Annotated in this window: 19 protein-coding genes, 1 tRNA gene and 1 pseudogene; 7 read left to right on the forward strand and 14 right to left on the reverse strand. The window is 61.3% G+C overall.

The window, feature by feature from the left end:
- A pseudogene (locus tag VMP31_RS00760) lies at positions 1-917 on the reverse strand (formate dehydrogenase); the annotation flags it as partial.
- The gene (locus tag VMP31_RS00765; protein ID WP_325503082.1) at positions 914-1,408 is read right to left on the reverse strand and encodes a formate dehydrogenase subunit gamma; all 495 of its coding nucleotides are present in this window, start codon (positions 1,406-1,408) and stop codon (positions 914-916) included. The gene VMP31_RS00765 and the pseudogene VMP31_RS00760, both read right to left, overlap by 4 nt.
- Positions 1,409-1,591: 183 nt before the next feature.
- Between VMP31_RS00765 and VMP31_RS00770 the strand changes: the two genes are divergently transcribed.
- Positions 1,592-2,683 (forward strand): substrate-binding domain-containing protein, encoded by a 1,092-nt coding sequence (locus tag VMP31_RS00770; RefSeq protein WP_325503084.1) that lies wholly within the window; start codon positions 1,592-1,594, stop codon positions 2,681-2,683.
- Between the two features lie 103 nt (positions 2,684-2,786).
- Here VMP31_RS00770 and VMP31_RS00775 read toward each other — a convergent pair whose 3' ends face one another.
- Positions 2,787-3,641: an oxygenase MpaB family protein gene (locus VMP31_RS00775; protein WP_325503086.1), complete on the reverse strand. Its 855-nt coding sequence runs from the start codon at positions 3,639-3,641 to the stop codon at positions 2,787-2,789.
- Positions 3,642-3,721: 80 nt separating this feature from the next.
- Here VMP31_RS00775 and VMP31_RS00780 point away from each other — a divergent pair, with 80 nt between their 5' ends.
- The 6 genes from VMP31_RS00780 (at position 3,722) to VMP31_RS00805 (ending at position 9,728) form a co-directional block, all read left to right on the forward strand.
- Positions 3,722-4,342 (forward strand): TetR/AcrR family transcriptional regulator, encoded by a 621-nt coding sequence (locus VMP31_RS00780; protein WP_325503088.1) that lies wholly within the window; start codon positions 3,722-3,724, stop codon positions 4,340-4,342.
- 101 nt (positions 4,343-4,443) lie between these two features.
- Positions 4,444-4,923, forward strand: coding sequence for a GNAT family N-acetyltransferase (locus VMP31_RS00785; protein WP_325503090.1), 480 nt, complete (start codon positions 4,444-4,446; stop codon positions 4,921-4,923).
- Between the two features lie 70 nt (positions 4,924-4,993).
- Positions 4,994-6,010, forward strand: coding sequence for a class I SAM-dependent rRNA methyltransferase (locus tag VMP31_RS00790; RefSeq protein ID WP_325503092.1), 1,017 nt, complete (start codon positions 4,994-4,996; stop codon positions 6,008-6,010).
- Positions 6,011-6,112: 102 nt separating this feature from the next.
- Positions 6,113-9,085 (forward strand): DUF748 domain-containing protein, encoded by a 2,973-nt coding sequence (locus tag VMP31_RS00795; protein ID WP_325503094.1) that lies wholly within the window; start codon positions 6,113-6,115, stop codon positions 9,083-9,085.
- 11 nt (positions 9,086-9,096) lie between these two features.
- The gene (locus VMP31_RS00800) at positions 9,097-9,393 is read left to right on the forward strand and encodes a DUF2845 domain-containing protein (protein WP_325503096.1); all 297 of its coding nucleotides are present in this window, start codon (positions 9,097-9,099) and stop codon (positions 9,391-9,393) included.
- Positions 9,394-9,428: 35 nt separating this feature from the next.
- A complete protein-coding gene (locus VMP31_RS00805; protein WP_325503098.1) occupies positions 9,429-9,728 on the forward strand; it encodes a DUF2845 domain-containing protein in 300 nt (99 codons plus the stop codon).
- A gap of 244 nt (positions 9,729-9,972) precedes the next feature.
- On the opposite strand, the gene VMP31_RS00810 is transcribed toward VMP31_RS00805, so the two are convergent.
- The 11 genes from VMP31_RS00810 to secG all read right to left on the reverse strand — a co-directional run bounded on the left by VMP31_RS00810 (position 9,973) and on the right by secG (position 20,423).
- The gene (locus tag VMP31_RS00810; protein WP_325503100.1) at positions 9,973-10,170 is read right to left on the reverse strand and encodes a CsbD family protein; all 198 of its coding nucleotides are present in this window, start codon (positions 10,168-10,170) and stop codon (positions 9,973-9,975) included.
- Positions 10,171-10,230: 60 nt separating this feature from the next.
- Entirely contained in the window at positions 10,231-10,599 is a 369-nt protein-coding gene (locus tag VMP31_RS00815; protein WP_325503102.1) for a BON domain-containing protein, read from the reverse strand.
- Positions 10,600-10,922: 323 nt separating this feature from the next.
- Positions 10,923-13,028: a polyribonucleotide nucleotidyltransferase gene (pnp, locus tag VMP31_RS00820; RefSeq protein WP_325503104.1), complete on the reverse strand. Its 2,106-nt coding sequence runs from the start codon at positions 13,026-13,028 to the stop codon at positions 10,923-10,925.
- A gap of 208 nt (positions 13,029-13,236) precedes the next feature.
- A complete protein-coding gene (gene rpsO, locus VMP31_RS00825) occupies positions 13,237-13,506 on the reverse strand; it encodes a 30S ribosomal protein S15 (RefSeq protein WP_275961681.1) in 270 nt (89 codons plus the stop codon).
- Positions 13,507-13,656: 150 nt separating this feature from the next.
- On the reverse strand, positions 13,657-14,574 hold the full coding sequence (truB, locus tag VMP31_RS00830) for a tRNA pseudouridine(55) synthase TruB (protein WP_325503108.1): 918 nt from the start codon (positions 14,572-14,574) through the stop codon (positions 13,657-13,659).
- Positions 14,575-14,578: 4 nt separating this feature from the next.
- Positions 14,579-14,983: a 30S ribosome-binding factor RbfA gene (rbfA, locus tag VMP31_RS00835; protein ID WP_325503110.1), complete on the reverse strand. Its 405-nt coding sequence runs from the start codon at positions 14,981-14,983 to the stop codon at positions 14,579-14,581.
- A gap of 119 nt (positions 14,984-15,102) precedes the next feature.
- Positions 15,103-17,589, reverse strand: coding sequence for a translation initiation factor IF-2 (gene infB / locus VMP31_RS00840; protein ID WP_325503112.1), 2,487 nt, complete (start codon positions 17,587-17,589; stop codon positions 15,103-15,105).
- 27 nt (positions 17,590-17,616) lie between these two features.
- Entirely contained in the window at positions 17,617-19,098 is a 1,482-nt protein-coding gene (nusA, locus tag VMP31_RS00845) for a transcription termination factor NusA (RefSeq protein ID WP_325503114.1), read from the reverse strand.
- A gap of 68 nt (positions 19,099-19,166) precedes the next feature.
- On the reverse strand, positions 19,167-19,628 hold the full coding sequence (rimP, locus tag VMP31_RS00850) for a ribosome maturation factor RimP (RefSeq protein ID WP_325503116.1): 462 nt from the start codon (positions 19,626-19,628) through the stop codon (positions 19,167-19,169).
- Positions 19,629-19,931: 303 nt separating this feature from the next.
- A tRNA-Leu gene (locus VMP31_RS00855) sits at positions 19,932-20,017 on the reverse strand.
- 22 nt (positions 20,018-20,039) lie between these two features.
- The gene (gene secG / locus VMP31_RS00860) at positions 20,040-20,423 is read right to left on the reverse strand and encodes a preprotein translocase subunit SecG (RefSeq protein WP_325503284.1); all 384 of its coding nucleotides are present in this window, start codon (positions 20,421-20,423) and stop codon (positions 20,040-20,042) included.

A 20,423-nucleotide genomic window follows, 5' to 3' on the forward strand; every position in this document is an offset into this window, starting at 1 on the left:
GTAGGCCTGCCGAAGAGGCCTTTTATCGCGGGCAGCGGCGGGCGATAACGGATAAGGCCCTTCTTGCCCTCCAGGCTCTCCAGCAGGGCCGTCTCCTCGCCGCATATGTACGCGCCCGCCCCCACGCGCACCTCCATGTCAAAGGCCTTGCCCGAGCCGAGGATGCTGGGGCCGAGGTAACCGTGGCCGCGCGCGCCTTCGATGGCGCGGGTCAGCGCGTCGTAGGCGTGCGGGTATTCGGAGCGCAGGTAGACGTAGCCCTTGTCGGCGCCCACGGCCAGGCCTGCGATAGTCATGCCCTCGATCAGCGTGAATGGGTCGCCCTCCATGAGCATGCGGTCGGCAAAGGTGCCCGAGTCGCCCTCGTCGGCGTTGCAGACGATGTACTTCTGCGCAGCCTCACAGCCGGCCACGGTGCGCCACTTGATCCCGGTGGGAAAGGCCGCGCCGCCGCGCCCGCGCAGGCCGGAGTCGAGCACTTCGGAGATAATCGCCTCTGAGCCAATTTCCAGCGCGCGCTTAAGGCCGCGGTAGCCGTCATGCTCGATATAGTCGGCCAGCGACAGCGGATCGGTGATCCCGGCGCGGGCGAAGGTCAGGCGTTCCTGGCGCTTGAGGTAGTCGATTTCCTCGGTCAGGCCGAGCCCGAGCGAATGCTCGCCGCCGTCGAGAAAGCCGGCGTCGAACAACCCGGCGACGTCGCGGGACTTGACCGGACCATAGGCGACGCGCCCGGCCGGAGTGGCGACCTCGACCAGCGGCTCCAGCCAGAACAGCCCACGCGAACCGTTGCGCACCAGACGCACCTCGATATTACGCGCAGCGGCCTCGGCGACTATGGCCCGGGCCACCTTGTCGGCCCCCAGGCTCAGGGCGCTGGCGTCACGCGGTACGTAAACGGTAATTGGCGAATTCATGGGCGCGCCTCCTGCTCTTCCACCAGCTCCAGCAGATCCTCGACATCGACCCGACCGTGCAGCTCGCCATTGAGCATGGCGTTCGGCGCACAGGCGCAGTTGCCCAGGCAGTACACCGCCTCCAGAGTCAGGCTGCCGTCGGCGCGGGTCTCGCCCAGTTGCAGGCCGAGTTTTTTCTGCAGCTCATGGGTCAGCGCCTTGGCCCCCATCGACTGGCAGGCCTCGGCCTGGCACAGCTTCAGGTGCACACGCCCCGGCGGGCTGGCGCGAAAATCATGGTAGAAGCTGACCACGCCGTGCACCTCGGCACGCGACAGGCACAGATCTTCGGCGATCAGCGCCAGCACCTCGGGCGGCACCGCGCCAAGACGATCCTGAATATCGTGAAGAATGGGCAGTAGCGCACCCGGTTCGTCGCGGTGCGCCGCCAGCACCTCACGGGTGACGGCCTGGTACTGCGGTAAGTCGGCGTGCTGGGCAAGCTTGGCCATGTTCGAGGCTCCGGCCGCTGTGCGGGGTGGCGGCCAACCACCGCCGAAATGATCCGGCGAGCGATTGAGCGACCTCTCAGGCGCACAACATATGAAATTGAGTTCTTATTTGTAAGGCATGAAAATCACGGAAAGCCAAGCTAACATGCGGATACGCCCGATCAAATATGAAGCAGAGAACATATGATCCGTATCGAAATCCAACCGCGCTGGCGCTTTCACCAGACCGATGGCAGCAGCCTCGATCCCCAGGGCCTGAGCCTGCTGCAGAACGTCCACGACTGCGGCAAGCTGACCGAGGCCGCCGCCCGCAGCGGTTACTCCTACCGGCATGCCTGGAACCTGCTGGGCAAGTGGGAAGCCTTCTTCGGCAGCCCGCTGATCGCCCTGGAGCGCGGCAAGGGTGCGCACCTCACCAGCCTAGGAGAAAAACTGCTGCGCGCCGACCAACGCATCCGCGCACGCCTGACCCCGCAACTGGACAACCTCGCTGGCGAGCTGGAAGTCGAACTCAACCGGGCGCTGCAGGAAACCCGTCCCGGCCTGCGCATCCACGCCAGCCATGGCTTCGCCGTGGCGGCGCTGCGCGAATGGCTGGAACAGGACAACCGCTGGCAGTGGGAGCTGCAGTTTCGCAGTGGGGTCGAGGCGATGCTCTCGCTGCAACGCCGCGACTGCGAGCTGGCCGGCCTGCACGTGCCGGCCGGGCCGCTGGGCAGCCTGAGCATGGCGCGCATCCAGCCCTGGCTGCGCGCCGAGCACCGGGTAATCACCTTCGTCGTGCGCACCCAGGGGCTGATCCTCGCCCCCGGCAACCCGCTGGGCATCACCGGCCTGGCCGACCTGCAGCGCAGCGGCTTGCGCCTGGTCAACCGTGAACAGGGCTCGGGCACGCGCATGCTGCTGGAAAGCCTGCTGCAACAGGCGCAGATCGACAGCGCCGGGATCAACGGCTTCCACAATGAGGAATACACCCACGCCGCAGTGGCCGCCTACGTCGCCAGCGGCATGGCCGATGTCGGTTTCGGTGTGGAGGCAGCGGCGCGCATGTTCGGCCTGGCCTTTATCCCCATGGCCCGCGAGCACTACTGTTTGCTCTGCCATCAGGACAGCCTGGCGCTGCCGGCCATGGGTGCCCTGCTTGAGGTGCTGCAACACCCGGAATTCCAGGCGCGCATCGGCCAGCTGCCCGGCTACGCCCTGAGCCGCCCCGGCGAGGTGTTGCCGCTAAGCCAGGCGCTGGAGCTATGGAGCCGCGAGAGCCTGCTGGAGTAGTTTTTTAGACGCGTGTTGCAAGGCGATAAGCCGTAGGTTGGCGTTGAGCGCAGCGAAGCCCCACCGCCAGTGACATGTCTCGTGGGCTTCGCTGCGTTGCGCCTCAACCCAGCCCTTGAGCCCTGCACATCGCGGCGTGCGCCTGGGGGAAATAGCGCCAGCGTTGTGGTAGCACCTTCCACAGGTTCCGGACCACAAAGGCCAGGCCCTTCAGACGCCGCTGGTCCTTCGCGGTCCACGGCAGTTCCAGACGCTGGCGCAGGTCCACAGGCAAGGTGCCCACCGCCAGCCAGCGTGCGCCACGGTCGAATATGGGCCGCAGAACCCACCACAGCGGGCCACGCATCCAGGGGTAGGGAGGCGGCAGATTCGGGTTGCCGGCGAGAAACCAGCGGGCCACTTCGGTCATTTCCAGGCGGTTATCGAGCATGCCTTGCCAGTAAACCCTGAACGCCGCGTAGTCAGCCGGCACGGTCGCCATCGGCAACCCGTAGAGGGCATACCACTGGATCGACTCCTGATAGAGACGCTCCTGCGTGGCCTGATCCAGAGGCGTGCCAAAAACGGCCTGCATGGCGATCTGCCCTTCGAAGAAGGTGGCATGGGCCCAGTAGAAGAGCTCCGGGCTGAGGGCGTGATAGCGCTGACCATGGGCGTCCACGCCCTTGATCTGGCGGTGCCAATCGCGGATCTGCTGGCCGGTCGCCGTCGCCTGCTTGCCGCCATAGACCACCGCGAGAATCGGTGGAATAGAGCGAAACAGGCGGTTCCAGGGATTGAGGAACAGGTCGGAATGATCCTGCACGCCAGCGGCGAGGCTCGGGTGCAGGTTCTGCAACAGGCCGACGCGGCTGATCAGTAGCAGCCCGCGCAGATCACCGAAACATCGCCACGTCAGCGACTCCGGCCCCAGGGGTTGTATCTGCTGCTCGGTTGGAATGGAACAGGTGGCCTGCATGCTCGGTCGCTCCCATGCGATTGTGTGCCACCGATGTTAATGCGAGTATTGGCTCGCATTAAATTCGCAATGGAGCAGTCATGCGCAAGCGACCCGGCCAACAACGTTCGCAACAGATGGTGGATATCCTTCTGGAGGCCAGTGGCCGGGTGATCGCACGTCAGGGGCTGGCCAACCTGACCACCAACAGGGTGGCCGCCGAGGCAGACGTGAGCATTGGCTCGCTGTACCAGTACTTCGCGAACAAGCAGGAGTTGCTGGAGGGGCTGCTCGAACGCATGGCGCTGGACATGACGCGCCTGATCGATGCGCGCATGACGCAGCTGCTGGCAGCCGATGTCAGAACGGCGGTGAAGATGTTGTTGGGCGAAATGCTCGCATTTATCCGCGGCGGCGACGGCCGCTACCTGGAGGTGGTGCGTCACTGGCAGCAGCTCCAAACCCTGCGCGTGGTTGATCGGCTGGAACAGCACCTGTCTGAGGTGTGCCGACGCTATCTGCTGCGCCATGTTCGCGAGTACCCCATCGAAAACCCCATCCCGGTACTGTTCGTGATCATCAACGGCACCCTGATGACGCTGGTTCGTTACCTGGCGCTGGATAACCCACCCCTGAGCGAAGAGGAATTGATCGATAGCCTGACCGATATGCTGGCCGCCTACCTGGCCTGCGCGGCAGGCCAGCGCCCAGCACATGGGTAGCTCGCCGGAGAGGATCAGGGGGCACCCGCGTAACCGTTACCATAAGCTCGGCGGCGCAAACGCCCCGAGACAAGTAAAACCAGACCTTTCAGGAGTACTCCGTGACCTTTGACATTCGCCAGGCCGTGCCCAGCGACGCCGCGCTTATCCATACCTTTATCACTGACCTGGCGATCTACGAGAAGGCCGAGCACGAAGTGCTGGCCAGCGTCGCCGATATCGAGCAAAGCCTGTTTGCCGAGAGCTCACCCGCCCATGCGCTGATCTGCAGCCGCGACGGCGTACCGATTGGCTATGCGGTGTATTTCTTCAGCTACTCGACCTGGCTCGGCCGCCAGGGCCTGTACCTGGAAGACCTGTATATCGCCCCCGAACAGCGCGGTGGCGGTGCCGGCAAGCAGCTGCTGCGCCATCTTGCGCAACTGGCCTGCGCCCGCGGCTGCGCGCGCCTGGAGTGGAGCGTGCTGGACTGGAACGAGCCGGCCATTCAGTTCTACCAAAGCCTGGGGGCCAAGCCTCAGGACGAGTGGATTCGCTATCGCCTGGCCGGCGAGGAGCTGCGCAGCTTCGCCGAAGGCTAAGACTATGCCGGGCAAACCCCGACGCTTTTCTTGCTAAACTGCGCGCCTTCCTTTTTCCGAGTCGCCGCGCATGCCTGCTCTCGACCAGGCGCTGCGCGCCGCCCTCACCCACCGCCAGCCCCTGCTCGCAGAGCTGCACAGCCAGGGCACCAACTGCTACCGCCTGTTCCACGGCAGCCAGGAAGGTGCCGGCGGCCTGACCATCGACCGCTACGGCCGGCAATTGCTGGTGCAAAGCTTTCACCAGCGCCTTGAGCGCGACCAGTTGCTGCAGCTGGCCGAGCAGTGTCAAGCCAGCCTCGGCGAGCAACTGCTGCTGGTCTACAACGACCGTTCCCAGGGCAATTCGCGGGTCGACCGCAGCGACCCGGTCTATCAGGCCACAGCCGAGGCACTGGAAGACCTGGTCGGCCATGAATGGGGCCTCAACTACCGCATACGCGGCCGCCACGCCGGGCAAGACCCGCTGCTGTTTCTCGACCTGCGCAACGCCCGCGGTTGGGTCAAACAGCACAGCGCCGGCAAGTCGGTGCTCAACCTGTTCGCCTACACCTGTGGCGTCGGCCTGAGCGCCGCGGCCGGTGGCGCGCGGGAAGTGCTCAATCTGGACTTTGCCGAGGGCAACCTGGCGGTGGGCCGCGAGAATGGCGCGCTCAACCCCGAGCTTGCGCCCATGCAGTTTGTTCAATCGGACTATTTTCCGGCGATCCGCCAGCTGGCCGGCCTGCCGATCAATGCGCGGCGCGGGCAGAAGCTGCCGCACTACCCGCGCCTTGAACAGCGCCAGTTCGACCTGGTGCTGCTCGACCCGCCCGCCTGGGCCAAGAGCGCTTTCGGTACGGTCGACCTGCTGCGTGACTACCAGAGCCTGCTCAAGCCGGCGATTCTCGCCACCGCCGCCAATGGCGTACTGATCTGCTGCAATAACCTGGCAAAGGTCACCCTGGCCGACTGGCGCGAACAGGTGCTGCGTTGCGCGGAAAAGCTCGGCCGCCCGGTGCGCGACTGGCAGGTGCTGGCACCGGCGGCGGACTTCCCCTCCCTGGATGGCCAGCCGCCGCTGAAAACCCTGATCCTGCAGTTCTGATCGACCCCGCAGAGGCATAGAAAATCCCCCGCAGGGCCTCTGTGGAACCCGATGGGCATGCCATACTCCAAGGCATTTCTCGTCGGGATAGATGACGTTCTTATGCTTAAAGGATTAAAGCGCGCTGCCAGCGCAATCGTTATTGCCGTTGCCCTCTACAGCCTGCTGGGCTTTCTGATTTTGCCCGGCATCGGTCTGCGCATCGCCAACCAGCAACTGGCCCAGTACGCCGAAGTACCTGCCACGTTGCAACGCCTGCAACTCAACCCCTTCAGCCTGGAACTCAGCCTGTGGGGCCTGCAGATCGGCGAAGCCGAGCAGCAGCAGATCGCCTTCGAGCGCCTGTACGCCAACCTGCAACTCGACAGCCTGTGGACCGGCGTATTGCACCTGGCCGATATCGAACTGGATAAGCCGCACAGTGAAGTGCTGTTTGGCAAGGACGGTCGGCTCAACCTGACCCAGCTGTTCAAGCTGCCCAGCAGCCCGCAACCTGCGACTGAAGAGCCGGCCAGTGATCCGTTCCCACTGCGTATCGCGCGGATCAAACTCAGCGGTGGCAACGTTCACTTCCAGGATCTGCGGCCCAGCGAGCCCATCGAGTTTGTCTACGACGACCTCAGTTTCGAACTGCACAATCTCAGCACCCTGCCCGACGACAGTGCCGAGATGACTCTTATCGCCACCGGCCCCAAAGGCGGGCGCATCGACTGGACCGGCAACCTCAGCCTGGTCCCGATCAGTTCCAGCGGCAGCCTGAAAGTCACTGACGGCAAGCTGAAAGCCATCTGGCCCTATGTGCGCGATGCCGTACCGCTGGTCCTGGAGGACGGCAGTATCAACCTCAGCAGCGACTACAGCCTGAACCTGGCCAAAGGCACCGAGCTGCTGCTGAACAACACCCAGCTCAGCGTCAGCAACTTCGCCATCAAGAGCCCGGCGGGCAAACCGCTGCTGCGCCTGGAAAGCCTGGATATCAGCGAAACCAGCGTGGACCTGGTCAAACAGCAGATCATCGTCGGCAAGATTCGTAGCCAGAAACTGGAAACCTGGGCCGCCCGCGAGGCCGATGGCCAGCTCGACTGGCAGAAGCTGCTGGCCAGCCAGCCGGCCAAACCGGCTGCCGCGGCAAATGAGAGCGGTACAACAGCGACAGCATCCGAGCCGGTGAAAGACACGACCACCGCGGAGCAATCGGCTGCTCTGCAAACAGCCAGCGCCGGCCAGCCAGAAGCGCCGAGCAAACCCTGGCAGGTACTGCTACGCGATACGCAACTGCGCGACTATAAAGTGCATCTGGCCGACCGCGTACCGGAGCAGGCGGTGGCCATCGAGCTCGGCCCGCTCAACCTCGACCTGCAGGACTTCGACAGCCTCGGCACCTCGCCCTTCAAGCTCAAGCTGGATACCGGCGTCGGCAAGCAGGGCAAGCTGCAGGCCAGCGGCCAGGTCCAGCTGAGCCCGACCACGGCCAGCCTGAATGTCATCAGCAGCGCCATCGACCTGCGCGTGGCCCAGGCCTACCTCAGCCCCTTTGTGCGTATCGAATTGCGCAGCGGCCTGCTCGGCAGCGACCTCGACGTCCAGCTGAACGGCACCGAGCCCCTGGCCCTGAGCATCAGCGGCAAGGCCCAGGTCAACCAGCTGCATAGCCTGGACACCCTCAAGGAGCGCGACTTCCTGCGCTGGCAACAACTCGACCTGCTCGGCCTGAACTACCAGCACGGCACCAGCCTGAGCATCGACAAGGTGCAGCTGGACCAGCCCTATGCGCGCTTTATCATCAACGAAGACCTCAGCACCAACGTCAGCGACCTGATCATTCCGCAACCGGCCGCGCCGCAAAGCGCTTCCACCCCAGCGGCCAAGCCACTGGCGATTCGTATCGGCGAAATCAGCTTCAAGGACGGCTCGGCCAACTTTGCCGACTTCAGCCTGACCCCCAACTTCGCCACCGCCATCCAGCAGCTCGAGGGGCGTATCGGCACCCTCGACAGCCAGACGCAGAAACCCGCCAGCGTGGATATCGCCGGCAAGATCGACCGCTACGCCCCGGTCAGCGTCAAGGGCCAGCTGAACCCCTTCGATCCGCTGGACAGCCTGGATATCCATACCCAGTTCAAGCAAGTCGAACTGACCACCCTGACCCCCTACTCCGGCAAGTTCGCCGGCTATCGCATCCGCAAGGGCCGGCTCAACCTGGATCTGCATTACCAGATCAGCAAGGGCCAGCTGACGGCGGAGAACAGCGTGGTAGTGGAACAGTTACAGCTCGGCGAGCGCGTCGACAGCCCCAGCGCGGTGGACCTGCCGATTCGCCTGGCGGTGGCCCTGCTCAAGGACAGCGAAGGCAAGATCGCCATCAACCTGCCGGTTAGTGGCGACCTGAATAGCCCGCAATTCAGCGTGATGCCGATCGTCTGGCAAACCCTGCGCAACCTGGTGCTGCGCGCAGCCCAGGCCCCCTTCAAGTTTATCGGTGGGCTGGTCAGCGGCGGCACCCAAATGGACCTGAGCACCGTGCATTTCGCCCCTGGCAGCAGTGCCATCGACGAGGAGGCGCAAAGCGCCCTGAAAACCCTAGCCAGCGCCCTGCAGGCGCGCCCCGCCCTGCGCCTGGAGGTCGAGGGCATGAGTGCCCAGAGCAGCGACGGCCCTCCCCTGGCCGAGCAGCGCCTGCAGCGCGAATACCAGAGCATCTACTACCGCATCCTGCAACGGCGGGGCGATGCCGTGCCGGCGGAAACCAGCCAGTTGCAGGTACCCGAGGATGAACAGGGCGCACTGCTCGAAGGCATTTACCGCGCCCGCCTGAAGCAGCAGCCGCCAGCCGAATGGAAGGAGCTGGACAACGACGAACGCGTGGCCAAACTGCGCGAGGCCGTGATGCAGTCCTGGGGGCAGAGCCAGTTGTTGCAACGCCAGCTGGCTCAGACCCGAGCCGCGGCAATCAAGGACTATCTGGTCGATCAGGGCGGACTGGCGGGCGAGCGCATCTACCTGCTCGATGTTAGTCTGGGCCAGGCAGACAGCGATGGCCGCGTGGCCACGCCACTGCATCTGGACAGCGAATAAGGTAAGCCCCCATGCGTCGCTCACTGGCAATCCTGACCCTGCTCGCGCTCTGCACCCCATTTGCGGCCTTGGCCGACACCCTGCGCTGCGGCAGCCAGCTGATTTCCGTAGGCGACCGCAGCTTCGAGGTGCACCAGAAATGTGGCGAACCGGCCTTCCGCGACCTGGTCGGCTATAGCCTGGGGGCCTATGAGCGGCGCGAATACAAGATCGAGGAATGGGTCTACGGCCCCGACAACGGCATGCTGAGCATCCTCACCTTCGAGGGTAACCGCCTGCGCTCGATCGAGCGCAGGCGCAACAACTGAACCCTGTTGGTCATCACTCTGGATATGGATCACCCATGCAACGACTGCTCAGCGCCCTGCTGATACTCCTGCCCTTCTGCGCCCAGGCCTCTTCGACCCTGCGCTGCGACAATGGCCTGATCAGCACCCAAGACTCGACCAGCGTGGTCAGCAGCAAATGCGGCGAGCCCCTGGCCCGCGACTTTCTCGGTTACCGCGAGGTGATCGACGAGTACGGCTTTCGCAATGAGGTCAGCGTCGAAGAATGGTCCTACGGCCCGCGCAACGGCATGTACTACTACCTGCGTTTCGAAGGCAATCGCCTGATCAAGATCGACAGTAAGCGCGGTAATTAAATGGCTATGTACCCGTTATGCGTTGCACCGCGGTCTCTTGGAGGAGGCGCGACTCCGCGGCAAATGCTCCCCTCACCCTAACCCTCTCCCCAGAGGGGCGAGGGGACTAATCCGCGTAAGCCGGGCAATCGTGCAACAGCTAACGACAACATAGCCATTAAATACGCCCCGCATCTGGCTAAGCCCCAGACACACCAAGGCCCCGCGGGCAGAGCCGGCGGGGCCTTGTTAGTGCGGGTTGCGCTTACAGCTTGCTGCTGAAATCACGCAGCTCGTCCTGAGCCTTTTCCTTGGTCCAGCCGTAGCGCTCTTGCAGCTTGCCGGCCAGGTACTCGGTATGGCCTTCGGCGACATCCAGGTCGTCATCGGTCAGGTTGCCCCAACGCTCCTTGATGCGACCATTGATTTGCTTCCACTTGCCTTTGATTACATCGGAATTCATTTGTCTGTCCTCATCGTTGAGTGACGCCGAACCGACACGGCACGGCGCGCATGCATTGCCTTATTGCGAGGTTTTCAGGCCGTCGGCGGAGACTGCAGTCACGCCTTTGATCTCGCCAGCCTTGGCAACTGCCAGCTCACGCTCGGCATCGCTGGCCACAACTCCAGAGAGCGCTACCACGCCCTTGTTGGTCTCAACCTTGATGTCCATACCGCTCAGGCTGGACTCGGCGAGAAAGGTCGACTTCACCTTACTGGTGATCCAGGTATCAGTCACCGCTTCCCCGGCCTGATCCATGCTGCTGGTTTCTGCCACTTGAAGCGGCTGCAGCGCGGAGTTGTCGGTGGCAAAAGCAGCACCAGCCAGGGACAGACCGAGGACGCTCGCGCTAACGGCGGCAACAACAAAATGGCTTATTGGCTTTTTCATGGGTAGGGCTCCTGTTTCATTCAAAATCATCTGCAGCCATTCCACGCTGCAGTTTCAACAGAACTATCGCAACTCCTGTGCCAAGTTAAAAAATAATTTAAATTCATATAAATCAATAGCTTGTAAATAAAAGCAAAAACCCTCGTTCGTGCAATCTGCATGCTTTTGCATTTGCACCAAGGCATATTGCACGGCCCGACCTGCGGCAGATCGCCACCACGGCTTATTGGCCGAATAACCTGAGCAAACTCGCGCTCACTGCATATTCCAGGCAAAAAAAGAGGGCCCCGAAGGGCCCTCTAGTTCAGCTTAAAGCGCGGTGATTAAACGCCCGACGCCTTGGCAGCAGCAACATCTTTGATCGACAGCTTGATACGGCCGCGGTTGTCCACGTCCAGTACCAGTACTTCAACTTCCTGACCTTCTTTGAGAATGTCAGTCACCTTCTCAACCCGAGCGTCGCTCAGCATCGAGATGTGCACCAGGCCATCTTTGCCCGGCAGGATGTTGACGAAGGCACCGAAGTCGACGATGCGCTCAACCTTGCCGACGTAGATCTTGCCGATTTCAGCTTCCGCGGTGATGCCCAGTACGCGCTGACGCGCGGCCTCGGCCGCTTCCTTGGTTTCGCCGAAGATCTTGATGGTACCGTCGTCTTCGATATCGATCGAAGCCTTGGTCTCTTCGCAGATGGCACGGATGGTCGCGCCACCTTTGCCGATCACGTCGCGAATCTTGTCCTGGTCGATCTTCATCGCGATCATGGTCGGTGCGTTGGCCGACAGTTCGGTACGCGACTGAGCAATCACCTGGTTCATCTGGCCGAGGATATTCAGGCGCGCTTCCAGGGCCTGGCCCAGGGCGATTTCCATGATTTCTTCGGTGATGCCCTGGATCTTGATGTCCATCTGCAGCGCGGTCACGCCCTTGGCGGTACCGGCTACCTTGAAGTCCATATCGCCGAGGTGATCTTCGTCACCGAGGATGTCGGTCAGTACAGCGAACTTCTCGCCTTCCTTGACCAGACCCATGGCGATACCAGCAACCGGTGCCTTCATCGGTACACCGGCGTCCATCAGCGCCAAGGAAGCGCCACAAACGGAAGCCATGGAGCTGGAACCGTTGGACTCGGTGATTTCCGATACCACACGAATGGTGTACGGGAACTCGTCAGCGCTCGGCAGCATGGCGGCCACGGAACGGCGGGCCAGACGGCCGTGACCGATTTCGCGGCGACCGGTAGCGCCCATGCGACCACACTCACCAACCGAGTACGGCGGGAAGTTGTAGTGCAGCATAAAGGGGTCTTTCTTTTCGCCTTCCAGGGTGTCGAGCAGCTGCGCGTCACGCGCGGTACCGAGGGTAGCAACCACCAGGGCCTGGGTTTCGCCACGGGTGAACAGCGCCGAACCGTGGGTCTTGGCCAGCACACCGACTTCGATGTTCAGACCACGCACGGTACGGGTGTCACGGCCATCGATACGCGGCTTGCCGTTAACGATGTTCTCGCGCACGGTGCGGTATTCGATTTCGCCGAAGGCGTCTTTGACTTCGCCAGCGGACGGTTGGCCTTCATCGCCTGCGAACTTGGCAACGATTTCATTGCGCAGCTCACCCAGACGGGCATAACGCTCGTGCTTGACGGTGATGGTGTAAGCCTGGGAGATCGCCTCGCCAAACTCGCCACGGATGGCGGCCAGCAGTTCGGTGTTCTCCGGCTTCGGCTGCCAGTCCCAGGTCGGCTTGGCGGCTTCGGCTGCCAGCTCGGTAACAGCCTGGATCACAACCTGGAATTCGTCGTGGGCAAACAGTACGGCACCCAGCATCTGGTCTTCGGTCAGCTCTTTGGCTTCGGATTCAACCATCAGCACGGCGTCTTTGGTGCCGGCTACAACCATGTCCAGGCTGGAGGCTTTCTGCTGCTCATACGTCGGGTTCAGCAGGTAGCCGGTTTCCGGGTGGAAGGCTACGCGTGCGGCACCGATAGGGCCGTTGAACGGGATGCCGGAAATCGCCAGGGCAGCCGAGGTACCGATCATCGCAGCGATGTCCGGATCGGTCTTCTTGCTGGTGGAGATCACGGTGCAGATAACCTGCACTTCGTTCTGGAAACCTTCTGGGAACAGCGGACGGATCGGACGGTCGATCAGACGCGAGGTCAGGGTTTCTTTCTCGGAAGGACGGGCTTCACGCTTGAAGAAACCGCCAGGGATCTTGCCGGCTGCGTAGGTTTTTTCCTGGTAGTGCACGGACAGCGGGAAAAAGCCTTTGCTTGGGTCGGCGGTCTTGGCACCGGTTACGGCGACCAGTACAGCGACATCGTCGTCAACGGTGACCAGCACTGCGCCGGAGGCTTGACGGGCGATACGGCCAGTCTCGAGGGTTACGGTCGATTGACCGAACTGGAACTTCTTGATTACCGGGTTCACGGTGTTTTCCTTCTCTTTGTTGCCCTTGGGGAAAGCGGTTTATTCATCTGCTGCGCGGATAACAGCGCCAACAGGTACTACTGAATTCTGTGGCGGCCTGGGGTATCGGACCCACATAGCGCCAAAACAACTGCAACAGAAACGCAAAAGCTGGAAGCAGGGATAATCCCACTTCCAGCTTCGGCAGTCAGCTACGCATAAGCATTGCTTAGCGACGCAGACCCAGGCGACCGATCAGGGCGCTGTAACGACTAACATCCTTGCCCTTCAGGTAATCCAGCAGCTTACGACGCTGGTTAACCATACGGATCAGGCCACGACGCGAGTGGTGGTCTTTACCGTTGGCCTTGAAGTGGCCTTGCAGCTTGTTGATGTTGGCGGACAGCAGTGCAACTTGCACTTCCGGGCTACCGGTGTCGCCAGCAGCTTGCTGGTAGTCAGTTACGATCTGGGCTTTTTCTTCAACGCTGAGTGCCATGTGGGCAATCCTCTCAGTTAGGCAACTGCCGAAACAGTCGCAATAGGCCGGGAATCGCTTCCCGTGTTTTTAAGTGAGGTATGACCGCGCCTATTAACAGCCACCCTCGATACACGCAGACCAGAGCCGAAACCCCTGCCTGCGCTACGGTCATGCTGACCGAATCAAACGACGCGGCGCAATGCGCCCGTCTTCGCTCACTTCACCGATGCCGATAAAGCGACCATTGTGATCCTGCACCCGTACCATGCCAAACTTCGGCGCTTCCGGGGCGCGTACCGGCTGCCCTTGCAGCCAGTAGAACGAACTGTGCTCGGAGAACTGCAGCAACGGCCAGTGTTGCAGGCCACTGTCGGACGGCAACAGAAACTGATCGACCGCCTCGTTGCCACCTTCGCCATGCACGCGCTCCAGCTCTTCGAGCGTTACGGTGCGGCTCAAATCGAAGGGGCCGGCCTTGGTTCTGCGCAGCTCCGCAACGTGGGCACCGCAACCGAGCAGTTGGCCGATATCTTCGACCAGGGTACGGATATAGGTGCCCTTGCTGCAATCGACCGCCAGGCGCGCCTGCTCCGCCTCACAGCCCAGTAATTCCAAGCGCGCAATAGTAACAGAACGCGGCTCGCGCTCCACTACTTCGCCTGCACGGGCCAGCTTGTACAGCGGCTGGCCATCGCGCTTGAGCGCCGAGTACATCGGCGGTATCTGGCTGATTTCACCACGAAAACGCGGCAGAACAGCTTCGATATCGGCGCGACCAACGGTCACCGGACGACGCTCCAGCACTTCACCTTCAGCATCGGCGGTGGTGGTCGTGACGCCCAGCTGCATCAGGGTTTCGTAACCCTTGTCGGCATCAAGCAGGTATTGGGAGAACTTGGTCGCCTCACCGAAGCACAGCGGCAGCACGCCGGTGGCCAGGGGGTCGAGGCTGCCGGTGTGGCCGGCCTTCTCGGCATTGAGCAACCAGCGCACCTTCTGCAAGGCGGCGTTGGAGCTAAAGCCCTTGGGCTTGTCCAGCAGGATGATGCCATCGACAGCACGGCGAATACGTTTGACCTGAGCCACGCGCTTACTCCTTGGCCTCAGGTTCATCATCGTGCTGACGGTCTTCGCTGACCGCACGCTCGATCAGGGCGGACAGCTGGGCACCGCGGATCACGCTTTCATCGTAATGGAAGCGCAGGTTGGGCACGCTGCGCAGCTTCATCGCCTTGCCCAACTGCATGCGCAGGAAGCCGCTGGCATCGTTGAGCACCTTGATGCTCTGCACCACGGGATCAACACCCTCCTCCGGCTCGCCGCCCATGATGGTGACAAACACCTTGGCATGGCTGGAGTCACGGCTGACTTCTACGGCGGTGATGGTCACCAGGCCGCCAAGACGCGGGTCCTTGATTTCCATGCGGATCAACTGCGCCAGTTCGCGCTGTATCTGGTCGCCGATGCGCTGGGCCCGGCTAAATTCTTTGGCCATTTCTACTACCTTCACTCGCCACGACGCTGCTAAGAGCATCGGACCTAAAAGCGGCAAACGCCCGGCCACGTATAAACGGGGCCGGGCGCTGCATATTGCAACTCGCTGCTACATGCCTGTTACAGGCTGCGAGCCACTTGGACTTTCTCGAACACTTCGATCTTGTCGCCGACCTTGACGTCGTTGTAGCTCTTCACGCCGATACCGCACTCCATGCCGTTACGCACTTCGGAGGCATCGTCTTTAAAGCGACGCAGGGATTCCAGCTCGCCTTCGAAGATCACCACGTCGTCGCGCAGTACGCGGATCGGACGGTTACGGTGAACCGTACCCTCGACCACCATACAACCGGCAATCGCACCAAACTTCGGCGAACGGAACACGTCACGCACTTCGGCGATGCCCAGGATGTTCTCGCGAACATCGCTGCCGAGCATGCCGGTCAGGGCTTTCTTGACGTCTTCGATGATGTCGTAGATCACGTTGTAGTAACGCATATCCAGACCTTCCTGCTCGACGATCTTGCGTGCGCCAGCATCGGCCCGCACGTTGAAGCCGAACAGTACAGCGTTGGAGGCCAGCGCCAGGTTGGCATCGGATTCGGTGATACCACCGACGCCGCCACCGACCACACGCACTTGCACTTCATCGTTACCCAGGCCGCCGAGCGAGCCTTGCAGCGCTTCCAGGGAACCACGGACGTCGGATTTGAGGACGATGTTGAGCGTCTTCTTCTCTTCCTGACCCATGTTCTCGAAGATGTTTTCCAGCTTGCCGGCGTGAGCACGGGCCAGCTTCACTTCGCGGAACTTGCCTTGACGGAACAGCGCCACTTCGCGGGCTTTCTTCTCGTCGGTCAGTACGCTCATGTCGTCGCCAGCATCCGGAGTGCCGTCCAGACCGAGAATCTCGACTGGGATCGACGGACCGGCTTCTTTGATCGGCCTGCCGTTCTCATCGAGCATGGCGCGGATACGACCGAAGTTGGAACCGATCAGCACCATGTCACCTTGACGCAGGGTACCGTCCTGAACCAGCACGGTAGCAACCGGACCACGACCTTTATCGAGGCGCGATTCAACCACAACACCACGGCCCGGGGCCGATGGAGTGGCTTTCAGCTCGAGAATCTCGGCTTGCAGCAGTACGGCTTCGAGCAGTTCGTCAACACCGGTACCGACTTTCGCCGATACAGAGACGAACGGCGTCTCACCGCCCCACTCTTCCGAAGTCACGCCGTGTACCGACAGTTCGCTACGAATGCGATCGAGGTCAGCACCTGGCTTGTCGATCTTGTTCACCGCAACAACCAGTGGAACGCCAGCAGCCTTGGCATGCTGAACGGCTTCAATGGTCTGCGGCATCACGCCGTCGTCCGCCGCAACCACCAGGATCACGATATCGGTCGCCTTGGCACCACGGGCACGCATCGCGGTAAACGCGGCGTGGCCCGGGGTGTCGAGGAAGGTAACCATGCCGCGCTCGGTTTCTACGTGGTAGGCACCGATATGCTGGGTGATACCACCGGCTTCGCCAGCAGCCACCTTGGCACGACGGATATAGTCGAGCAGCGAGGTCTTACCGTGGTCAACGTGACCCATTACGGTGACGACCGGCGCACGAGCAATCGCTTCGCCTTCGAACTTGAGGGACTCGGCCAGCTGCTCTTCCAGAGCGTTGTCGCTGACCAGCTTGACCTTGTGGCCCAGCTCTTCGGCGATCAACTGGGCAGTTTCCTGGTCCAGTACCTGGTTGATGGTCACCGGGGTGCCCATCTTGAACATGAACTTGATCACTTCAGCGGCTTTAACCGACATCTGCTGAGCCAGATCGCCCACAGTGATGGTTTCGCCAATCGCCACATCACGTACCACAGGGCCGGTAGGGCTCTGGAAACCGTGAGCGTTGCGCTTCTTCAGCTTGCCCTTGCCACGACCACCGCGACGGAAGCTATCGTTTTCTTCGTCAACGGTACGCGGCGCAACCCGTGGAGCTGGGGCCTTTTCCTTGACGGATGGGCGATGCTGGGTGGTCTTGCGCTCGCCGCCACGACGGTCGGCGTCGTCATTGCGCGGTTTGTCCGGGCGACGCTGCTCATCTTTCTTGCGTTCTTCAACGGCCGGAGCGGCAACCACTGGCAGCTCTACGGCGGCAGCCGGTGCTGCAGCGGCCGGCGCTTCAGGCGCAGAACCAGGGCGCGCAGCTTCTTCGGCGGCGCGACGCTTGGCTTCTTCTTCCGCCTTCAGGCGTGCTGCTTCCGCCACAGCGCGCTGCTCGGCCAGCTCACGCTGCTTCTCAGCTTCTATCTCTTCAGGGCTGCGCTTGACGAAGGTCTTCTTCTTGCGCACTTCCACACTGATGGTCTTGCTGCCAGCCACACGCAGGGTGCTGGTGGTCTTGCGCTGCAAGGTAATCTTGCGCGGCTCTTCCACCTTCTTGTCGCCGTGGCTGCTCTTGAGATGGGCCAACAGGGCCTGCTTCTCGCTGTCGGTTACCGCTTGCTCAGCACTCTTGTGCGGCAAACCTGCCTCACTCATTTGCTGCAGCAGGCGTTCAACCGGCGTATTGACCACTTGGGCCAGTTCTTTCACCGTGACTTGCGTCATGTATTTCTCTCCTCAGGCCGCAACTACTTACTCGAACCAATGGGCTCGGGCGGCCATGATCAACTTGCCGGCACGCTCAGCGTCGATACCGTCGATGTCGAGCAGGTCATCAATCGACTGCTCGGCCAGGTCTTCGCGGTTAACAACGCCGCGCACTGCCAGTTCATGCGCAAGCGCCTTATCCATCCCCTCAAGCGAGAGCAAGTCTTCGGCTGGGTGGGCATCTGCCAGCTTTTCCTCGTTGGCGATGGCTTTAGTCAGCAGGCGATCTTTGGCACGAGCGCGAAGCTCGCTGACGATATCCTCGTCAAAACCATCGATGCTGAGCATTTCTTCCATCGGTACGTAGGCAATTTCTTCAAGGCTGGTGAAGCCTTCTTCGACCAACACCTGGGCCAGTTCTTCGTCGACTTCCAACTCGTCGATAAAGTTCTGCAGGATGTCGCCTGTTTCCGCCTGCTGCTTGGCCTGGATGTCCGCCTCGGTCATCACGTTCAGGGTCCAGCCAGTCAACTGACTGGCCAGGCGCACGTTCTGACCGCCGCGGCCAATGGCCTGAGCAAGGTTGTCTGCGCCAACGGCGATGTCCATGGCATGGGCATCTTCGTCGACAATAATGGCGGCCACTTCAGCCGGCGACATGGCGTTGATGACGAACTGCGCGGGATTGTCATCCCACAGCACGATATCAACACGTTCGCCCGCCAACTCACCGGAGACCGCCTGCACGCGCGAACCGCGCATGCCGATACAGGCACCCTGCGGGTCAATACGCTTGTCTTTGGAACGCACGGCCAGCTTGGCGCGCGAACCTGGATCACGGGACGCGCCCATGACTTCGATCAGCTCTTCGGCGATTTCCGGCACTTCAATGCGGAACAGCTCAATCAGCATTTCCGGCGCGGTACGCGACAGAATCAGCTGCGGGCCGCGGTTCTCGGTGCGGATTTCCTTGAGCAGGGCGCGCAGACGCACACCGACGCGGAAAGTCTCGCGGGAGATGATGTCTTCACGGGCCAACAGCGCCTCGGCGTTGTTACCCAGGTCGACGATCACGCTGTCGCGGGTGACCTTCTTCACGGTGCCGGAGATGATTTCCCCCAGACGCTCGCGATAGGCTTCAACCACCTGCGCACGCTCGGCCTCGCGGACTTTTTGCACGATGACTTGCTTGGCGGTTTGCGCCGCGATACGGCCGAATTCGATCGACTCGATCTTCTCTTCCAGCACATCGCCGACTTTTGCGTTGGCTTCAACAGCCCGCGGCATGTCGGTGGTGACCTGGTGGGCCGGGTCGTCGAAATCGCTTTCCTCTACCACTGTCCAGCAGCGGAAAGTTTCATAGTTGCCAGTCTGGCGATTGATCACCACCCGCAACTCGACTTCATCTTCAAAACGCTTCTTGGTCGCCGTGGCCAGGGCCAGTTCCAGCGCTTCAAAAATCACACTCGCCGGTACGCCCTTTTCGTTGGATACCGACTCAACAACCAGCAGTACTTCTTTGCTCATCGTACGCCTCGCCTTTCGCAATCCATTGGATCCTGCGCAATCTGCGCAGCTTTCGCGGGATCCGCGTCTCAATCAAATCTGGGGATAATGTTGGCCTTGTCGATCAAGTCGACCGGCAACAGGAATTCGTGGTCATCCACCTGCACCACCACATCCTGCTCTTCCACGCCGCGCAGAAGGCCTTGAAAGTTGCGTCGCCCTTCGAAAGGCGAGCGCAGCTTGATCTTTACCTGCTCACCCGCGTGAGCGGCGAACTGTTCAAGCGTGAACAGGGGACGGTCCATACCCGGTGAAGACACCTCGAGGGTGTACTCGGCACTGATTGGGTCCTCGACATCGAGAACGCCGCTGATCTGCCGACTGACAATTTCACAGTCTTCGATCAGCACGCCGTCAGGCTGTTTATCAATATAAATTCGCAGCAGGGAATGCCGCCCCTGCGACAGGAACTCGACACCCCAACATTGATAGCCAAGAGCCTCGACTACCGGGGCCACCAAGGCCTGCAACTGTTCTAGCTTGCTCGACACCTGAACCCCTCGCGCATGCTGTGCAAATAAAAAATGGGCGAAGCGCCCATCATCGAACCGCCCTCTAAAGGCCGGCAAAGCTGTCACCCAGCTAGCAAAAAGCCCCTGAAAAGGGGCTCCGCTACATCTGATTGCGGGGGGCTGGACTTAACCAGCCATCTTCGGGAAACCTCCCCGAGGAGCGACCTTGTTGCTCTATCCCGCATCAAAGCTGGGGCCGGATTATACGACTGAACCCTATAAGGGGTCAACCGAAGCTCCAGCAACAAGAAAGCCCGCATGTAGCGGGCTTTCTTGTTTAATTGGTACCGAGGAGGGGACTCGAACCCCTACAGCCTATGGCCACTACCACCTCAAGGTAGCGTGTCTACCAATTCCACCACCTCGGCAAAATCGTTTACTGCTTACTACTTACTGCTGCTCTGGGGCCTGAGGTACATCCGCCGCTTCAACAGCCGGCGTAGTGGCTTCCAAAACCGGTACATCTTCAACAGCCGGCTTGGCCTGCTGAACTTCCAGGACTGCTGGATCAGGCAAACCAACCTGAGCCATACCATCAGCTTTGTCTTTAGCTACGTAAGCTAAGCCCAAGCTAGTCATGAAAAAAGCGGTGGCGAGTATAGCAGTAACGCGACTCAAAAAGGTAGAGGAACCTTGGCTACCAAAAACAGTAGCGGAAGCACCCGAACCGAAAGACGCGCCAGCATCGGCACCCTTACCCTGCTGCAACAGAACCAGTGCAACCACACCGATCGCACCCAGCAGATGAAAAACTACTACGACTGTTTCCAGCAT

This window comes from Pseudomonas sp. (assembly GCF_035512415.1).
GTDB lineage: Bacteria > Pseudomonadota > Gammaproteobacteria > Pseudomonadales > Pseudomonadaceae > Aquipseudomonas.